Genomic DNA, 13,685 nt, shown 5'->3' on the forward strand with positions numbered 1-13,685 from the left:
GTTGCCATGAACTCAAGAACAATGTTCAACCGGATCGCGGTGGTTGCGGCGGCGGGTGCGCTGCTGGCGGGCTGCGCCACGCAACAGCAGACGAACACCGCCGTGGGTACGGGGGCGGGGGCCGCGGTCGGCGCGGGCATCGGCGCCTTGATCGGACACGGCAAAGGGGCGGCGATCGGCGCCGGCATCGGTGCGGTGGCGGGCGGCCTGGTGGGCTACAACTGGAAGGTCGTCAAAGAGGATGTTCAGCAGTCGGGCGCGTCGTCTCTGGGGATCGATGTCGTGGAAATGCCCGACGGCAGCCTGAAGGTCAACATTCCCAGCGGCGTGTCGTTCGACACGGACAAGACGCAATTGAAGCCCGCGTTGCTGCCGGTGCTGGACAGCGTGGCACGTTCGCTCAACCAGCATCCGGAGTTGCGCGCCAAGGTGGTGGGCCATACGGACAGCACGGGCGCGTTGGCGCATAATCAGACCCTGTCGGTCAACCGCGCCAAGAGCGTGACGGACTACCTGGCCAAGCAAGGCGTGGCCGCCGGCCGCATGGGGGTGGAAGGGCGCGGACCGAACGATCCCATCGGCGACAATGCGACCGCCGAAGGGCGCGCGCTGAACCGGCGCGTGGAAATCTATCTGTACGCGGTCAAGCAATAAGGTCTGTCATGAGCATGTTCCCTCCCGCCCGTATCGGCACCGATATCGCCGTGGCCGCGTTGTCCGGATGGCAGGCCGTGGCCATGCGCGACGCCATCGAGAAGCGCTTCCGCTTCCCCAACTTCAACGCGGCGTTCGGATTCATGGCGCGGGTGGCCATGTTCGCGGAAAAGCTGAACCACCACCCGGAGTGGACCAACGTCTACAACCGGGTGGATGTGACGCTGACCACCCATGACGCCGGCGGCGTGACCGAACTGGACGTGCGCATGGCGCAGTTCATGGACGAGGCCGCCGCGCAGATGGGAGCGACGGCGCCGAAGGCTGACGCCTAGCCGTCTTCGCCGTCCGCGCCGTCTTCACGGGTTTGCAGATGGTCGATCAGGCGATCCAGCATGTCGCCCAGGGCGCGCTGTTCGCCGGGATCCAGGCACGCGAAGATCTCGTCGTTGCGCTGCGCAATCAGCGCGATGATGCGCTGGTACTGCGCCAGGCCGGCGTCGGTCGGCGTCAGTACCACGCCGCGCCCGTCTGAGGCGGACAGCGTCTTTTCGACGAGTCCGCGTTCGACCAGTGCCTGCGCCGAACGGCTGGCCTGGCCCTTGTTCAGGTTGGCCGACCGGGCCAGGTCGTTGACGGAAAGCGGCGCGTAGCGGCCGATCGCCGCCAGGCAGCGCGCTTCACCCAAGGGAATGCCGCAGTCCGACAGATAGGCGCGATTCGTGTCCCGGTCCGTGATCTTATTGAGCACATGCAGGCGATAGGTCAGGAATCGTTCCAGGGCGGGCGGTTTCACGTCGGGCAGGCAGGAGTGGGGGCGGGATAGTTTGCCACAGCGTCTTCGCCCAGGCAGGCGCTTTCCGCCTGCGCCAGCAACGCCAGCGCCGATGCGGCGTCCGGTTGCCGGCTTAGCAGCGACAAGCCGAGTATCGACAGCAAGAGCGACGCGCGCGGTTCGCCCACGCGCGTCAGCGTCTGCGCCATGCCGGTGTACACCTGGTCCAGTTCTTCGTGGTTCATGCGTTGCCTTCCTTGTGCGCGGGCACGGCGATCGAGGGATAGTAGGGGGCGAGGGCGGCGCGCAGGCTCGCGGCGTCCGGTGCATTCCAGCGGCCCAGCACATAGCCGTCGGGGCGCAGCAGGTAGACGAGGCCGTCCGTGGCGCCATAGCGTTGCCGCAGCTGGCCATGCGCATCGTTCCAGCCGCCGGCGCCTACGCGGACGATTCGCAGGGGATGCGGCGCGCCTTGCGTGCATGCGGCCAGCGCATCCAGTTCCGCCGCCAGCGCGGCGGACGGAGACACCGCCAGCGCCACGAAGCCATTGCCGAAGCATTCGCTCAGATAGCGTGGCGCATCGCCGTCCTGTAGCCGCGCATCGGGCGCGGGTTGGCCAGGCGCGGCGGCGGGGCCGGCCTGGGGCGCGCCGTCTGGCAGGTTCAGCGGCGAGGTGTCGTAGGAGATGGGCGCGGATTGGCGCGGGTTGATCAAGGACCGCACGGTCTCGTCCGCAAGCGCCAGGCGCAACGCGGCCTCGCGCATCAGGCGGAAGCCGAAATCCGGCGGCGCCATGAATTCGGTGCTCTTTGCGCCATAGGCCAGGTTCTGGCGGGTGGCATGCACGCGCTCGGTGCTGTAGCTGTCCAGCAGATTGGCGGGTGCTTGGCCCTTCAGCACCCAGGCCAGCTTCCAGGCCAGGTTGCCGGCGTCGTCCAGGCCCGAGTTCAGGCCTCGCACGCCGAAGATCGGCACGAGGTGGCCGGCGTCCCCGGCGAACAGTACGCGGCCGTGGCGGTAGTGGTCCAGCGTCAGGCACTTGGCGTTGTAGATGGAAATCCACAGCGGCTTCCAGGGCGCGGTCTCGCCGATCATGTCCAGATGGCTTTGCACGCGCGGCAGCACGTTCTCGGGTTTGACGGCTTCGTCGGGATCTTCGTCGTCGCGGATCTGATAGTCCACGCGCCACACGTTGCCCGGTTGCCGATGCATCAGCAGCGTCGAGCCGGGATTGGACGGCGGGTCGAACCAGGCCAGGCGTTCGACGGGGCGGCTGGAGGCTTGCTCGATATCGACAATGACGTAGCGGCCTTCGTACTGCATGCCCTCCAGCTTCAGGCCCATCGTCTCGCGCACGGTGCTGCGTCCGCCGTCGCAGGCGATCAGCCAGTCGGCGCGCACGGTCTGGCGCTGGCCGCCGGCATCGACCTCGACGGTCACGCCGTCCGCGTCCGCGCGCAGTCCGGCCACGCGGGCCGACCATTGCAGCGCGGCCCGCCCGGGATGGCGTTGCATGGCCTGGTGGGCGTATTCCTCGATCGAGTACTGCTGAATGTTGACCATCGGCGCATAGCGCTGCAGCGGATCGTGCGGCATTTCAAAGTGCAGGACTTCGCGGTCGCGGTAGTAGCTGCGCCCGCCGGTCCAGGGTAGGCCGGTCGCGGTCAGAGGCTGGTCAGCGCCCGCCCAACCCAGGATTTCCTGCGACCGGCGCGAGATGCAGATGGCGCGGCTGCCGGTGCAATAGTCGTCGTCGGCTTCCACCGTCAGCGAGGCGATGCCGTATTCAGCCAGCAGGGCGGCAAGCGTCAGGCCGACGGGGCCTCCGCCGGCGATCAGGACGGGAACGTGCGAGGGGAGCGGCATCTTGTCTCCGATATGTAGTTGTGTGCGCAACTATATTCTTGAAAAGTTGCGCGCGCAACCAATTTTGGCAGACGAAAAAAAACCCGCCGGATCAGGGCGGGTTTCGCAGCGGCGCCGAAGGCGTCAGTTGCGGACGTAATAGATGCGCATCGCCTGCTGCTTCTGGCCGCCGTCCATCACGCGCAGCACCACCACCTTGGGGGTGAAGCCGTCGGGCAGCTTCAGCTGGCCCAGCGCGTAATCGTAGCGGTCGACGTTAAGCGCCGGACCTTCCGGCGTGACGGTGGCGGCGCGGCCGTTGGGATAGCTGCCTTCGATGGAGAACGTCAGCGTGCCCTTGAAAGGCGCGCCGGTGCGCTCTTCGCGCATGACCAGCACCTGGTAGTCCAGCTGGCCGGGGGCGCGCTTGAACGTGGCCGAGCGGATGCCCAGGTTGCCGCCGCGCGGATCCGGCGGCATCGCGTCCTGGAACAAGACCAGTTCCTTGTTCATGGTTTCGATCTTGCTGCGGGCTTCAGCCAGGTCGGCCGTCAGCTTTTCGTGGCCCGACTTGTTGGCGTCGCGCTGCTGGGTGGCTTCGTCCAGCTGGGTCTGCAGGCGCTGGCGTTCCAGGTTGGACGCGCTGAGCTCGCTGTGCAGCGACTCGGACTGCTCTACGGTCAGGCGTTGCGGACCGTAGTTGGTTTGCAGGAAGAGCACGCCGCCCGCACCCAGGGCAATACCCACAAGAAGCAGGACGAGCCAGCGCGGCAGGCGCCGCGTGCGTTGACCGGGTTGGTATACGGAGGGCTTGAATACGGCCCGTTGCGATCTTCCAAACATCCCCATTCCTAGAAAACTTCCTGTGTGTTGCCCGTCCGCGCGGAGCCCGCGCGAGCCAAAGCGTCAGAGAATACCCCGTTACCCGGGGGCGTTGGGTGCGCGGAAAATCCTGGTTGCGCACCTTGATATTGTGAAATATGTGAGCATCAACGCGCCGCCGCGCGGAGCTCGGCGTCCAGGTCGGCAAGCCGTTGAGGGGTGCCGACGTCGGTCCATCGGCCTGAGTGGTGCGCGCCGCGAGCCAGGCCTTTGGCCATCGCCTGCCGAAAAAGGGGCAGCATGGGCATCGCCGCGCCGCGCGGGACATCCGCGAACAACGAGGGATGGTAGACGGCGATGCCCGCATAGGTCAAACGAGGTTCCCCCTGGGCGTGCAGGCTGCCGTCGGGGGCCAGCAGGAAATCGCCGGCGGGGTGCTGGATCGGGTTGTCCACCATCAGCAGCCACGCGCCGCCGTCGGGCAGTCCGCCGGCCAGGCCGGGGGCGGCCGCCGGGTTCCAGTCGCACCAGACGTCCCCGTTCATCACCAGGAAAGGGGCATCCCCCAGCATCGGCAGCGCCTGGGCGATGCCGCCGGCCGTCTCCAGCGCGGTGCCTTCCGCTGAATAGCGGATCCGCACGCCGAACGCTGCGCCGTCGCCCAGCGCGCGTTCGATCTCGTGGCCCAGCCAGGCGTGGTTGATGACGATGTCGCGGATGCCGGCTGCGGCCAGGCGTTCCAGGTGCCAGACGATCAGCGGTTTGCCGCCGACCGCCAGCAGGGGCTTGGGCAGGCGGTCGGTCAGCGGGCGCATGCGTTCGCCGCGGCCCGCGGCAAGGATCATGGCCTGCATCAGAAGGTGTATCCGACGCGGACCTGGCGGTCGTCCAGCTTGTCCAGCAGGCGCAGCAAGGGGGTGAAGACGCCGTAGCGCTGCGCCACCTGGCGCACGTAGCCGTTCATGCGCGGCATGTGGGCCAGGTAGTGCGCCTTGCCGTCGCGGTGGTTCAAGCGGGCGAACACGCCCAGGATGCGCAGGTTGCGCTGCAGGCCCATCCATTCGTAGGCGCGGTGGAAGTCGGCGAAATCGGAGTCCACCGGCAGCCCGGCGGCGCGCGCCATTTCCCAATAGCGGATGGCCCAGTCCAACTGCTGCGGCTCTTCCCAAGTGGTGCGGGCATCGGTCACCAGCGACGCCAGGTCGTAGGTGATGGGGCCAGCCAGCGCGTCCTGAAAATCGATGATGCCGGGGTTGGGGCCGTATTGTGGCTGGCCGCAGACCATCAGGTTGGGCGAATGGAAGTCGCGGTGCACCAGCACTTGCGCCTGCCCGCCATTGCTGGCCGACAGCAGCGCGAAGATCTTCTCCAGCGCGTTGGCGGTCTTGTCGTCGAGCGTCTCGCCATGGTGCTTTTGCACGTACCACTCGGGGAACAGCTTGAGCTCGTCGGCCAGCCGGCCGGTATCGTAGGACGCCAACCCGGCGGTGGACGCCTTTTGCAGCTGGACCAGCGCCGCCAGCGCCTCGCGGTACAGCGTCTGGAGCTGGCTGTCGGGCATCCCGGCCTGGATGCGCTGGTAGTAGGTCTGTTCGCCCAGGTCGGACAGCAGCAGCAGGCCCTGCTCCAGATCCTGCGCCAGCACTTTGGGCACGTTCAGGCCGGCGTCGGCCAGCAACTGCCCCACGTGCAGGAACGGGCGGCAGTCTTCATGGGCAGGCGGCGCGTCCATGACAATCAGGGTGCGTTCGCCGGCGTCCAGCCTGAAATACCGGCGGAAACTGGCATCGGCGGAGGCGGGGCGCAGGGTGTCCACGGCCAGGTCCAGGTCGGCGGGCAGGCTATCCAGCCAGTTGCGGATCTGCGCCAGGCGGGGGTCGTGATCGTTTTTCAAGGAAGATCCGTGTCAGAAGGGCAATATTGCTGAAATTTACGTTCGGCGCACATAAGGCTGGGCGTATGGCGCGGCTTCTCTATAATACCGGCTCGTTTCCGTTCGCATTGGCCCTTCCGCGGCGCCGGTGCCAGGTTTTCCCATCGTCAAAAAAGGGCTGTTTTCACTCGTGCGCAAGGTTCGGTGGTTGATCCTCTCTGCTGTCAGCGTCGCCGCCGGGGCCGTTCAGGCCCAAGGCAGCCAGGATCCGGCTTCCGCCGCATCATCCGCTAGCGCGTCGCCCGCGGCCCCGGTGCTGCGCACGTCTCCCGGACTGCGGGTGCATCGCCTGCCCGACGGCAGCATCCCCGCCTATATGGAAGCGGACAGCATCGAAGGCGATCCTGATTCCGACCTGACCCTGACGGGCAGCGCGCAGGTGCGCCGCATCGATGGCATCATCAAGGGCGACCGGATCAATTACCGCAAGGACACGGGCGAAGTCGACGTGCAGGGCAGCGCGCGCATGATGCGCGACGGCACGCTGGTGACCGGTCCCAACGCCAAGTTCAACGTCGACAAGTACTCGGGCGAAATCGAAAAGCCCAATTTCTGGATGGGTGCCACCGGCGGCTTCGCCGTCGCCGAGCAGGCGGACATCTTCAGCAGGTCGCAGATGCGGCTGCACACCGTCACGTACAGCGGCTGCGCCTGCGAGACGCCGTCCTGGTACATCAAGGCCAACACCGTCGACATCGACTTCGACGAGAACGAAGGCGTGGCGCGCAACGGCGTGCTGTATTTCAAGGATGTGCCGATCCTGGCGTCGCCCTACATGACCTTCCCGGTCAAGAAGGAACGCAAGTCGGGCTTCCTGGTGCCGACGTACGGCACGACCAGCCAGGGCGGCTTCGATTTTTCGTTGCCGTACTACCTGAACCTGGCGCCCAACTACGACGCGACGATTCAGCCGCGCTATTTCTCCAAGCGCGGCATGCAGCTGGGGGGCGAATTCCGCTACATGGGGTCGAGCTATCTAGGCACCCTCGACGGCGCTTATCTGCCCAACGACAACGTCACCGGCGACGACCGCTGGATGTACTGGTGGCGTCATCAGCAGACGTTCTCGCACGGCTTCTACGCGGACTGGGATATCGCGAAAGTCTCGGACGACAACTACTACCGCGACATTTCCCAACTGGGCCTGAACCAGGCGTCCACCACCTACCTGCCGCAGCGCGGCCGTGTGGGATGGGCCTCCAACTATTGGAGCGCCTACGCGCAGGTGTACAAGTACCAGACCTTGCAGGATCCGGATGCGCCGCTGGTGCCGCCATACGACAAGGAACCCGAGCTTTACCTGCGTGGCGCACGCTACGACTGGGGTGGCTTCGACGTGGACTGGACCTCGACCGCGGTGCGTTTCCGCCGGCCGGATTTCGGTTCGACCGTACGCTATCCGGAAGGTGACCGCCTGCAGTCCTACCCGACGGTGTCCTATCCGATCGTGCGCCCGGGCTGGTTCATCATTCCGAAGGCCGGCGTCAACTACACCCAGTACCAGACCAAATGGTATGGCGTGGATGCGCTGGGCCTGAACGGCGGAACGGCGGACGGTTTGCCGCGCTCGCAGTCGCGGACCGTGCCGATCATGTCGCTGGATGCCGGCCTTATCTTCGAACGCGACACCTCGCTGTTCGGCAAGGCCTCCACACAGACCCTGGAACCCCGTCTGTACTACCTGCGCGTGCCGTACCGCGACCAGTCCAAGCTGCCCGTCTACGACACGTCGCTGGCGGATTTCAGCTTCTCGCAGGCCTTCGAAGAAAACATCTACACGGGCGGCTGGGACCGGATCTCCAACGCCAACCAGCTGACCGCGGCATTGACGACGCGCTGGCTGGATGCCAATACCGGTTTCGAGCGCTTGTCGCTGGCCGTGGCGCAGCGCCTGTATTTCGCGGACCAGCAGGTCACCCTGCCGGGTGAAACGCCGCGCGAAAACGTGCGTTCCGATTTCCTGGTCGGCGCCAGCGCCGCGCTGACCGACACGCTCAGCACCGATGTCGCGGCGCAGTACAACCCTTACGACAACCAGTGGTCGCGCGGACTGATCAGCGCGCGCTGGTCGCCGCAGCGCCTGACGACGGTGGCGGTGTCGTACCGTTATCAACGCGATCCCCCAACCGGGGTTTCCTACCAGCCGCAGGGCCAGAACCAGGTCAGCCTGGCGTTGCAGTGGCCCTTCACCAAGCGCTGGTATGGCGTTGGCCGGGTGGATTATTCGTTGCGTTCCGGGCCGTCGAGCACCGTGGCCAATACGACCGAATCCCCCCGCGTGACGCAGGCCATCGCCGGCCTGGAGTACAAAGGCGATTGCTGCTGGGTGGGCCGCGTGGTCTACCAGCGCTATGCCGTATCGGCTACGGACGCCAACTCCGCAGTGTTCTTCCAGCTTGAGCTGACCGGCCTGGGTTCCTTGGGGACCGATCCGATGAACCTGCTGAACAGAAGTATTCCTGGCTACACCAGCGTTACACCGCCCGTGCCGGCTGGGACCACATTTGAAAGGTATGAATGATGCGTAGGTTGCACTCTTTGCGCCGCCTGTCCGGCAGCGCGCTGTTGCTGGCCCTTTGCGCCGGCCTGCCTGCCGCGCATGCGGCCGAGCAGACTGGCCGGGCTGCGAACAATGGCGCCAAGGCCGCGCCGCAAGCCGCGGCGCCCGCAGCGAAGGGCGAGCAGTTCGTCGACGGCATCGCCGCCGTGGTCGACAAGGATGTGATCACGTTGCGCGAATTGCGCGATGCGTCGCTCCGCATTTCGGGTGAACTGAAGTCGCGCGGCATCCAGGTGCCCGACGACCAGACCTTGCAGCATCAGGTCTTGCAGCGCCTGATCATGGAGCGCGTGCAGCGCCATGAAGCCGACCGTCTGGGCATCCGCGTGGATGACGCCCAGGTCGACCAGGCCATCCAGACCATCTCGGGACGCAACAAGATCAGCGTGGCGCAGTTGCGCGCGGAAATCGAAAAATCGGGCACGACGTGGGACGCCTACCGCAAATCGCTGCGTGATGAGATCCGCTCGGATCGCCTGCGCCAGCGTGCCGTGGACTCCACCATCGTCATTTCCGACACCGAAGTCGATGCCTTCCTGAAGGACCAGCGCCGCAATCCGGCGTTCGGCGCGGCGCCGCAAGCCCAGCCCCAGGCCCAACCGGAAGCCCCGCCCGAGCAGGCCGCCGCGCCCGCCGGTCCCATGCTCTACGCACTGGCGCAGATCCTGGTGCGCGTGCCGGAAGGCTCGTCGTCAGAACAGCTTGCCCTGTTGCGCAAGAAGGCCGAAGGCATCCTGGCGCGCGCCAAGCGCGGCGACGATTTCGCCAGCCTGGCCGCGGCCTCTTCTGACGGCCCCGAAGCCTTGCAAGGCGGCGTCATGGGCGTGCGCCCGCTGGACGGCTGGCCCGACCTGTTCGTCAAGGCCATCAGCAATCTGCAGAAGGGCGAAGTCACGAACCTGATCCAGAGCGGCAACGGTTTCCACATCATCAAGGTGATGGACCGCGGCACGGCGCAACCGGCTCCCGGCCGCACCGCCCGCGCACCGGCACCCGCGCAGGCCCCGCAGCCCCAGCAGCCGGCGGCGCGTCCGCAGGCCGCCGCGCCGCAAGGTCCGACGGAAGTCATGCAGACCCGCGCCCGCCACATCCTGATCAAGACCTCCACCGTCATGAGCGACGAGACCGCGCGTCAACGCCTGGAACAGGTGCGCCAGCGCCTGGTGGCCGGCGACGCGAAGTTCGAAGACATGGCGCGCCAGTATTCGCAGGACTCGACGGCCCCCCAAGGCGGCGAACTGGGATGGTTGAACCCGGGTGAGACCGTGCCGCCGTTCGAAGCCGCCATGAACGCCTTGCAGCCGGGCGAGATCAGCCCTCCGATCCAGTCGCCTTTCGGTTGGCACTTGATCCAGGTTGAAGAACGCCGCCAGCATGACGTCACCGACGAATTGGCCCGCATGAAAGCGCGCCAGATCCTGTTCGAGCGCCGCGCCCAGCCTGCTTTCGAAGATTGGCTCGACCAGTTGCGCGCCCAAGCGTACGTCGACAACCGTCTGGAAAAGCAGCAGAAGATCCAGCAGAACAACCGCTAAACGCATTACGGGCTTTTCATGTCTCAACACCAGGCGCGCAAGCGCTTTGGCCAGAACTTCCTGACCGACGAAAGCGTCGTCGAGTCCATCGTCCGGGCGGTTGCTCCCGCCCGTGACGATGCCGTGGTCGAGATCGGCCCGGGTTTGTCTGCGCTTACCCGGCCGCTGCTCGAGCGGTTGGATCACCTGACCGCAGTCGAGATCGACCGCGATCTGGCCGCCCGGCTGCGCAAGCAGTTCGAGGCAAGCCGCCTGACGGTTGTCGAAGCCGATGCGTTGACGGTGGATTTTTCGCAGTTCGGCAGCGCGTTGCGTGTCGTGGGCAACCTGCCTTACAACATCTCCAGCCCGCTGCTGTTCCATCTGATGACGTGGGCCGACCACATCCGCGACCAGCATTTCATGTTGCAGCGCGAAGTGATCGACCGCATGGTGGCGCAGCCGGGGTCGGGCGATTTCAGCCGTCTGTCCGTGATGCTGCAATCACGCTACCGCATGCACAAGCTGTTCGACGTGCCGCCCGAGGCCTTCGACCCGCCGCCCAAGGTGGTGTCGGCCATCGTGCGCATGGTCCCGCTGCCGGCGGACCGTCTGCGTCCGGTCAGTACGCGGGCTTTTGAAACCGTGGTGGCGCGCGCGTTCTCGCAGCGCCGCAAGATGCTGCGCCGCGTGTTGGCGGACTGGGCGCCGCAGGTGCCTTGGGAAGCCCTGGACATCGCGCCCACGGCACGTGCCGAAGACATCTCGGTGGACCGCTACATCCGCTTGTCGGATGCGCTGGTGGAAGCGGGCGTCCTGCAATCCGCCTGAAACGCGGTCTCAAGATGAAAAGCCCGCTGATGCGGGCTTTTTCATGTGGAGGCTGGCGTCTACAGCATGCGCTTTTGCGCGGCCATCCACAGTTGCATCACATCGCGCGCGCGGTCGGCAAGCAGCTTTTCGGCGTCCGTCAGCGCCTGCTGCAGCGTGATGGGGCCGGGGGCGAGGCTGAATGCCGCGCTGATGCCGCAGGCGTGTAGCGCTTCATAGCCGTCGCCGAGCGACCCTGCCAGCGCGACGACCGGCACGCCGGCCCGCTGCGCGATCCGTGCCACGCCCGCAGGCGTCTTGCCGCGCAGCGTCTGCGCGTCCATGCGGCCTTCGCCGGTGAACACCAGTGTGGCGCCTTCGATGGCCTCTGCCAGCCCGCCCAGTTCGGCCACGATTTCGACGCCGGGCCGGAAGTGCGCTTGCAGGAAGGCCTTGGCGGCGAACCCCAGGCCGCCGGCGGCGCCCGCGCCGGGTTCGTTGCGGTGGTCGGCGCCCAAGTGCCGCGCGCAGACGTCGGCGAAGTTCGTCAGCATCTGGTCCAGCGCCAGCACCTGTTCCGGCGTGGCGCCTTTCTGCGGCCCGAAAATGTGCGAGGCGCCTTGCGGGCCGCACAGCGGATTGTCCACATCAGAGGCGATGTCGATACGGATGCTGGCCAGGCGCGGGTCCAACCCGCGCGTGTCCAGGCTGGCCAGCTTGCCCAGCGCGCCGCCGCCCGGCGGCAGGCTATGGCCTTCCGCGTCCAGCAGGCGCACGCCCAATGCCGTCAGCATGCCGGCGCCCGCGTCGTTGGTGGCCGAGCCGCCCAGTCCCAGGATGATGCGCGTGGCGCCCGCGTTGATGGCGGCCAGCATCAGTTCGCCCACGCCGTGGCTGCTGGCGCGCATCGGGTCGCGCTTGGACGGGGCGATCAGTTCCAGGCCCGCCGCCGCGGCCATTTCAATGACGGCGGTGCCGTCTTGCAGCAAGCCCCAGACGGCATCGACCTTGTAGCCCAGCGCATCGTTGACGGTCAGTTGCCGTTCCTTGCCGCCTGTCGCGGCCAACACGGCCTCGACCGTGCCTTCGCCACCGTCCGCCATCGGCACGCATATCGTGTGGGCGCCGGGGCAGGCGGCTTTGACGCCGCGTGCAATGGCCGCCGCGGCATCGGGCGCGGAAACGCTTTCTTTGAACGAGTCGGGAGCAATGACGATTTTCACGGGTTTGAATGGGCTCGTTGTGGGTCGGTGTGACGACCATGATACCCGTGCGGACGCAGGCGGCGTACCATAACGCTTTCGTTGTTTTTGCGAGAGTGGACCGTCATGCCTGTATTGCGCCGCACCAAAATTGTCGCCACCTTGGGCCCTTCGACTTCGTCGCCCGAACGCATTGATGCACTGATCCGCGCAGGCCTGGATGTGGCCCGCTTGAACTTCTCGCACGGCAGCGCGGACGACCACCGCGAGCGCGCCCGCCTGGTGCGCGAGATCGCCGCCAGGCAAGGCCGTTTCGTCGCCATCATGGGCGATCTGCAGGGACCCAAGATTCGCATTGCGCGCTTCACGGACAAGCTGGTGCAGTTGCAGGTCGGCCAACCGTTCACGCTGTCGCGTGTGCATCCCAAGGAAGCCGGCAACGCCAGCATCGTGGGCATCGATTACCCCGAACTCGTGACCGACTGCCGCGTGGGCGACGAACTGCTGCTGGATGACGGCCGCGTCGTGCTGGTGGTGGACCGCGTCGAAGGCGACGAAGTCCACACGACCGTGACGGTGGGCGGGCCGTTGTCGAACAACAAGGGCATCAACCGCCGCGGCGGCGGCTTGTCCGCGCCCAGCCTGACCGACAAGGATCGCGTCGACATCAAGCTCGCGGCTGAAATGGAATTGGACTATGTGGCCGTGTCGTTCCCGCGCTACGGCAGCGATATCGACGAGGCCCGCACCCTGCTGGCCGAAGCCGGCAGCCAGGCCTGGATCATCGCGAAGATCGAGCGTGCTGAAGCGGTGGCGGACGACGAAGCGCTGGACGCCCTGATCCGCGCCAGCGACGGCGTGATGGTGGCGCGCGGCGACTTGGGCGTGGAAGTCGGGGACGCAGAATTGGTGGGCATCCAGAAGCGCATCATCCAGCACGCGCGCACGCTGAACAAGGTCGTGATCACGGCCACGCAGATGATGGAGTCGATGATCTCCAGCCCCATGCCCACGCGCGCCGAAGTGTCGGACGTGGCCAACGCGGTGCTGGACTACACGGACGCCGTCATGCTGTCGGCCGAAAGCGCATCGGGCCAGTATCCGGTCGAGGCCGTGCAGGCGATGGCGCGCGTGTGCCTGGGTGCGGAAAAGCACCCGACCACGACGAAATCGCATCACCGGGTGGGCGAGACCTTCACCCGTTGCGACGAGACCATCGCGCTGGCGGCCATGTACGCGGCCAACCACTTCCCCGGCGTCAAGGCCGTCATCGCGCTGACGGAAAGCGGGCACACGCCGTTGATCATGTCGCGCATCCGTTCCGGCGTGCCAATTTACTGCTACAGCCCGCACAGCCTGACGCAGAACCGCGTGGCGATGTTCCGTGGCGTCTACACGGTGCCGTTCGCGCCGTCGGATTACGAGCCGGCGGACCTGAGCAACGCCGCCATCGACGAATTGCGCAAGCGCAACCTGGTGACGACGGGCGATTGGGTCATCCTGACCAAGGGCGACTTCTACCGCGACAGCGGCGGCACCAACGGCATGAAGATCCTGTTGGTGGATTAG

General features: G+C 66.4%; 13 protein-coding genes. 6 read left to right on the forward strand and 7 right to left on the reverse strand.

The annotated features are described in order from the left end of the window. Positions 1–6 precede the first annotated feature (6 nt). Both HG262_RS09120 and HG262_RS09125 read left to right on the forward strand, forming a co-directional pair. Positions 7–654 (forward strand): OmpA family protein, encoded by a 648-nt coding sequence (locus HG262_RS09120; RefSeq protein ID WP_169270694.1) that lies wholly within the window; start codon positions 7–9, stop codon positions 652–654. An 8-nt stretch (positions 655–662) separates the two neighbouring features. Next, positions 663–989, forward strand: a complete 327-nt coding sequence (locus HG262_RS09125) for a 4a-hydroxytetrahydrobiopterin dehydratase (protein ID WP_169270695.1) — start codon at positions 663–665, stop codon at positions 987–989. Here HG262_RS09125 and HG262_RS09130 read toward each other — a convergent pair. The 6 genes from HG262_RS09130 to HG262_RS09155 form a co-directional block, all read right to left on the reverse strand. Next, positions 986–1,450: a MarR family winged helix-turn-helix transcriptional regulator gene (locus HG262_RS09130; RefSeq protein ID WP_169270696.1), complete on the reverse strand. Its 465-nt coding sequence runs from the start codon at positions 1,448–1,450 to the stop codon at positions 986–988. The two genes, HG262_RS09125 and HG262_RS09130, sit on opposite strands and share 4 nt — an antisense overlap. Beyond that, positions 1,447–1,674, reverse strand: coding sequence for a hypothetical protein (locus HG262_RS09135; RefSeq protein ID WP_169270697.1), 228 nt, complete (start codon positions 1,672–1,674; stop codon positions 1,447–1,449). Before HG262_RS09135 ends, HG262_RS09130 begins: the two co-directional genes overlap by 4 nt. Next, positions 1,671–3,296: an FAD-dependent oxidoreductase gene (locus tag HG262_RS09140; RefSeq protein WP_169270698.1), complete on the reverse strand. Its 1,626-nt coding sequence runs from the start codon at positions 3,294–3,296 to the stop codon at positions 1,671–1,673. Before HG262_RS09140 ends, HG262_RS09135 begins: the two co-directional genes overlap by 4 nt. Positions 3,297–3,419: 123 nt before the next feature. Then, the gene (locus HG262_RS09145) at positions 3,420–4,118 is read right to left on the reverse strand and encodes a DUF6776 family protein (protein WP_169270699.1); all 699 of its coding nucleotides are present in this window, start codon (positions 4,116–4,118) and stop codon (positions 3,420–3,422) included. Between the two features lie 146 nt (positions 4,119–4,264). Then, on the reverse strand, positions 4,265–4,951 hold the full coding sequence (murU, locus tag HG262_RS09150; RefSeq protein WP_169270700.1) for an N-acetylmuramate alpha-1-phosphate uridylyltransferase MurU: 687 nt from the start codon (positions 4,949–4,951) through the stop codon (positions 4,265–4,267). Then, positions 4,951–5,991 (reverse strand): phosphotransferase, encoded by a 1,041-nt coding sequence (locus HG262_RS09155; protein WP_169270701.1) that lies wholly within the window; start codon positions 5,989–5,991, stop codon positions 4,951–4,953. The genes murU and HG262_RS09155 overlap by 1 nt, the downstream gene beginning before the upstream one ends. A gap of 169 nt (positions 5,992–6,160) precedes the next feature. Between HG262_RS09155 and HG262_RS09160 the strand changes: the two genes are divergently transcribed. The 3 genes from HG262_RS09160 to rsmA are packed head-to-tail and all read left to right on the forward strand — an operon-like array spanning position 6,161 to position 10,935. Continuing rightward, entirely contained in the window at positions 6,161–8,551 is a 2,391-nt protein-coding gene (locus HG262_RS09160) for an LPS-assembly protein LptD (protein ID WP_169270702.1), read from the forward strand. Next, positions 8,548–10,125 (forward strand): peptidylprolyl isomerase, encoded by a 1,578-nt coding sequence (locus tag HG262_RS09165; RefSeq protein ID WP_169270703.1) that lies wholly within the window; start codon positions 8,548–8,550, stop codon positions 10,123–10,125. Before HG262_RS09160 ends, HG262_RS09165 begins: the two co-directional genes overlap by 4 nt. A gap of 18 nt (positions 10,126–10,143) precedes the next feature. Beyond that, positions 10,144–10,935, forward strand: a complete 792-nt coding sequence (gene rsmA / locus HG262_RS09170) for a 16S rRNA (adenine(1518)-N(6)/adenine(1519)-N(6))-dimethyltransferase RsmA (RefSeq protein WP_169270704.1) — start codon at positions 10,144–10,146, stop codon at positions 10,933–10,935. Between the two features lie 59 nt (positions 10,936–10,994). Here the strand turns inward: rsmA and HG262_RS09175 are convergent, their stop codons facing one another. Next, positions 10,995–12,137, reverse strand: a complete 1,143-nt coding sequence (locus HG262_RS09175; RefSeq protein ID WP_169270705.1) for a glycerate kinase — start codon at positions 12,135–12,137, stop codon at positions 10,995–10,997. A gap of 105 nt (positions 12,138–12,242) precedes the next feature. On the opposite strand from HG262_RS09175, the gene pyk reads away from it, so the two are divergent. Next, the gene (gene pyk, locus HG262_RS09180; protein WP_169270706.1) at positions 12,243–13,685 is read left to right on the forward strand and encodes a pyruvate kinase; all 1,443 of its coding nucleotides are present in this window, start codon (positions 12,243–12,245) and stop codon (positions 13,683–13,685) included.

This window comes from Achromobacter sp. Bel, from assembly GCF_012928505.1.
Lineage (GTDB): Bacteria > Pseudomonadota > Gammaproteobacteria > Burkholderiales > Burkholderiaceae_B > Achromobacter.

What these genes read in the sequence shown, in the direction of transcription:
- HG262_RS09120 (WP_169270694.1), top strand. Translation starts at nt 7, where the DNA reads ATGAACTCAAGAACAATGTTCAACCGGATCGCGGTGGTTGCGGCGGCG.
- HG262_RS09125 (WP_169270695.1), top strand. Translation starts at nt 663, where the DNA reads ATGAGCATGTTCCCTCCCGCCCGTATCGGCACCGATATCGCCGTGGCC.
- HG262_RS09135 (WP_169270697.1), bottom strand. Translation starts at nt 1,674, where the DNA reads ATGAACCACGAAGAACTGGACCAGGTGTACACCGGCATGGCGCAGACG.
- HG262_RS09140 (WP_169270698.1), bottom strand. Translation starts at nt 3,296, where the DNA reads ATGCCGCTCCCCTCGCACGTTCCCGTCCTGATCGCCGGCGGAGGCCCC.
- HG262_RS09145 (WP_169270699.1), bottom strand. Translation starts at nt 4,118, where the DNA reads ATGTTTGGAAGATCGCAACGGGCCGTATTCAAGCCCTCCGTATACCAA.
- murU (WP_169270700.1), bottom strand. Translation starts at nt 4,951, where the DNA reads ATGCAGGCCATGATCCTTGCCGCGGGCCGCGGCGAACGCATGCGCCCG.
- HG262_RS09165 (WP_169270703.1), top strand. Translation starts at nt 8,548, where the DNA reads ATGATGCGTAGGTTGCACTCTTTGCGCCGCCTGTCCGGCAGCGCGCTG.
- rsmA (WP_169270704.1), top strand. Translation starts at nt 10,144, where the DNA reads ATGTCTCAACACCAGGCGCGCAAGCGCTTTGGCCAGAACTTCCTGACC.
- pyk (WP_169270706.1), top strand. Translation starts at nt 12,243, where the DNA reads ATGCCTGTATTGCGCCGCACCAAAATTGTCGCCACCTTGGGCCCTTCG.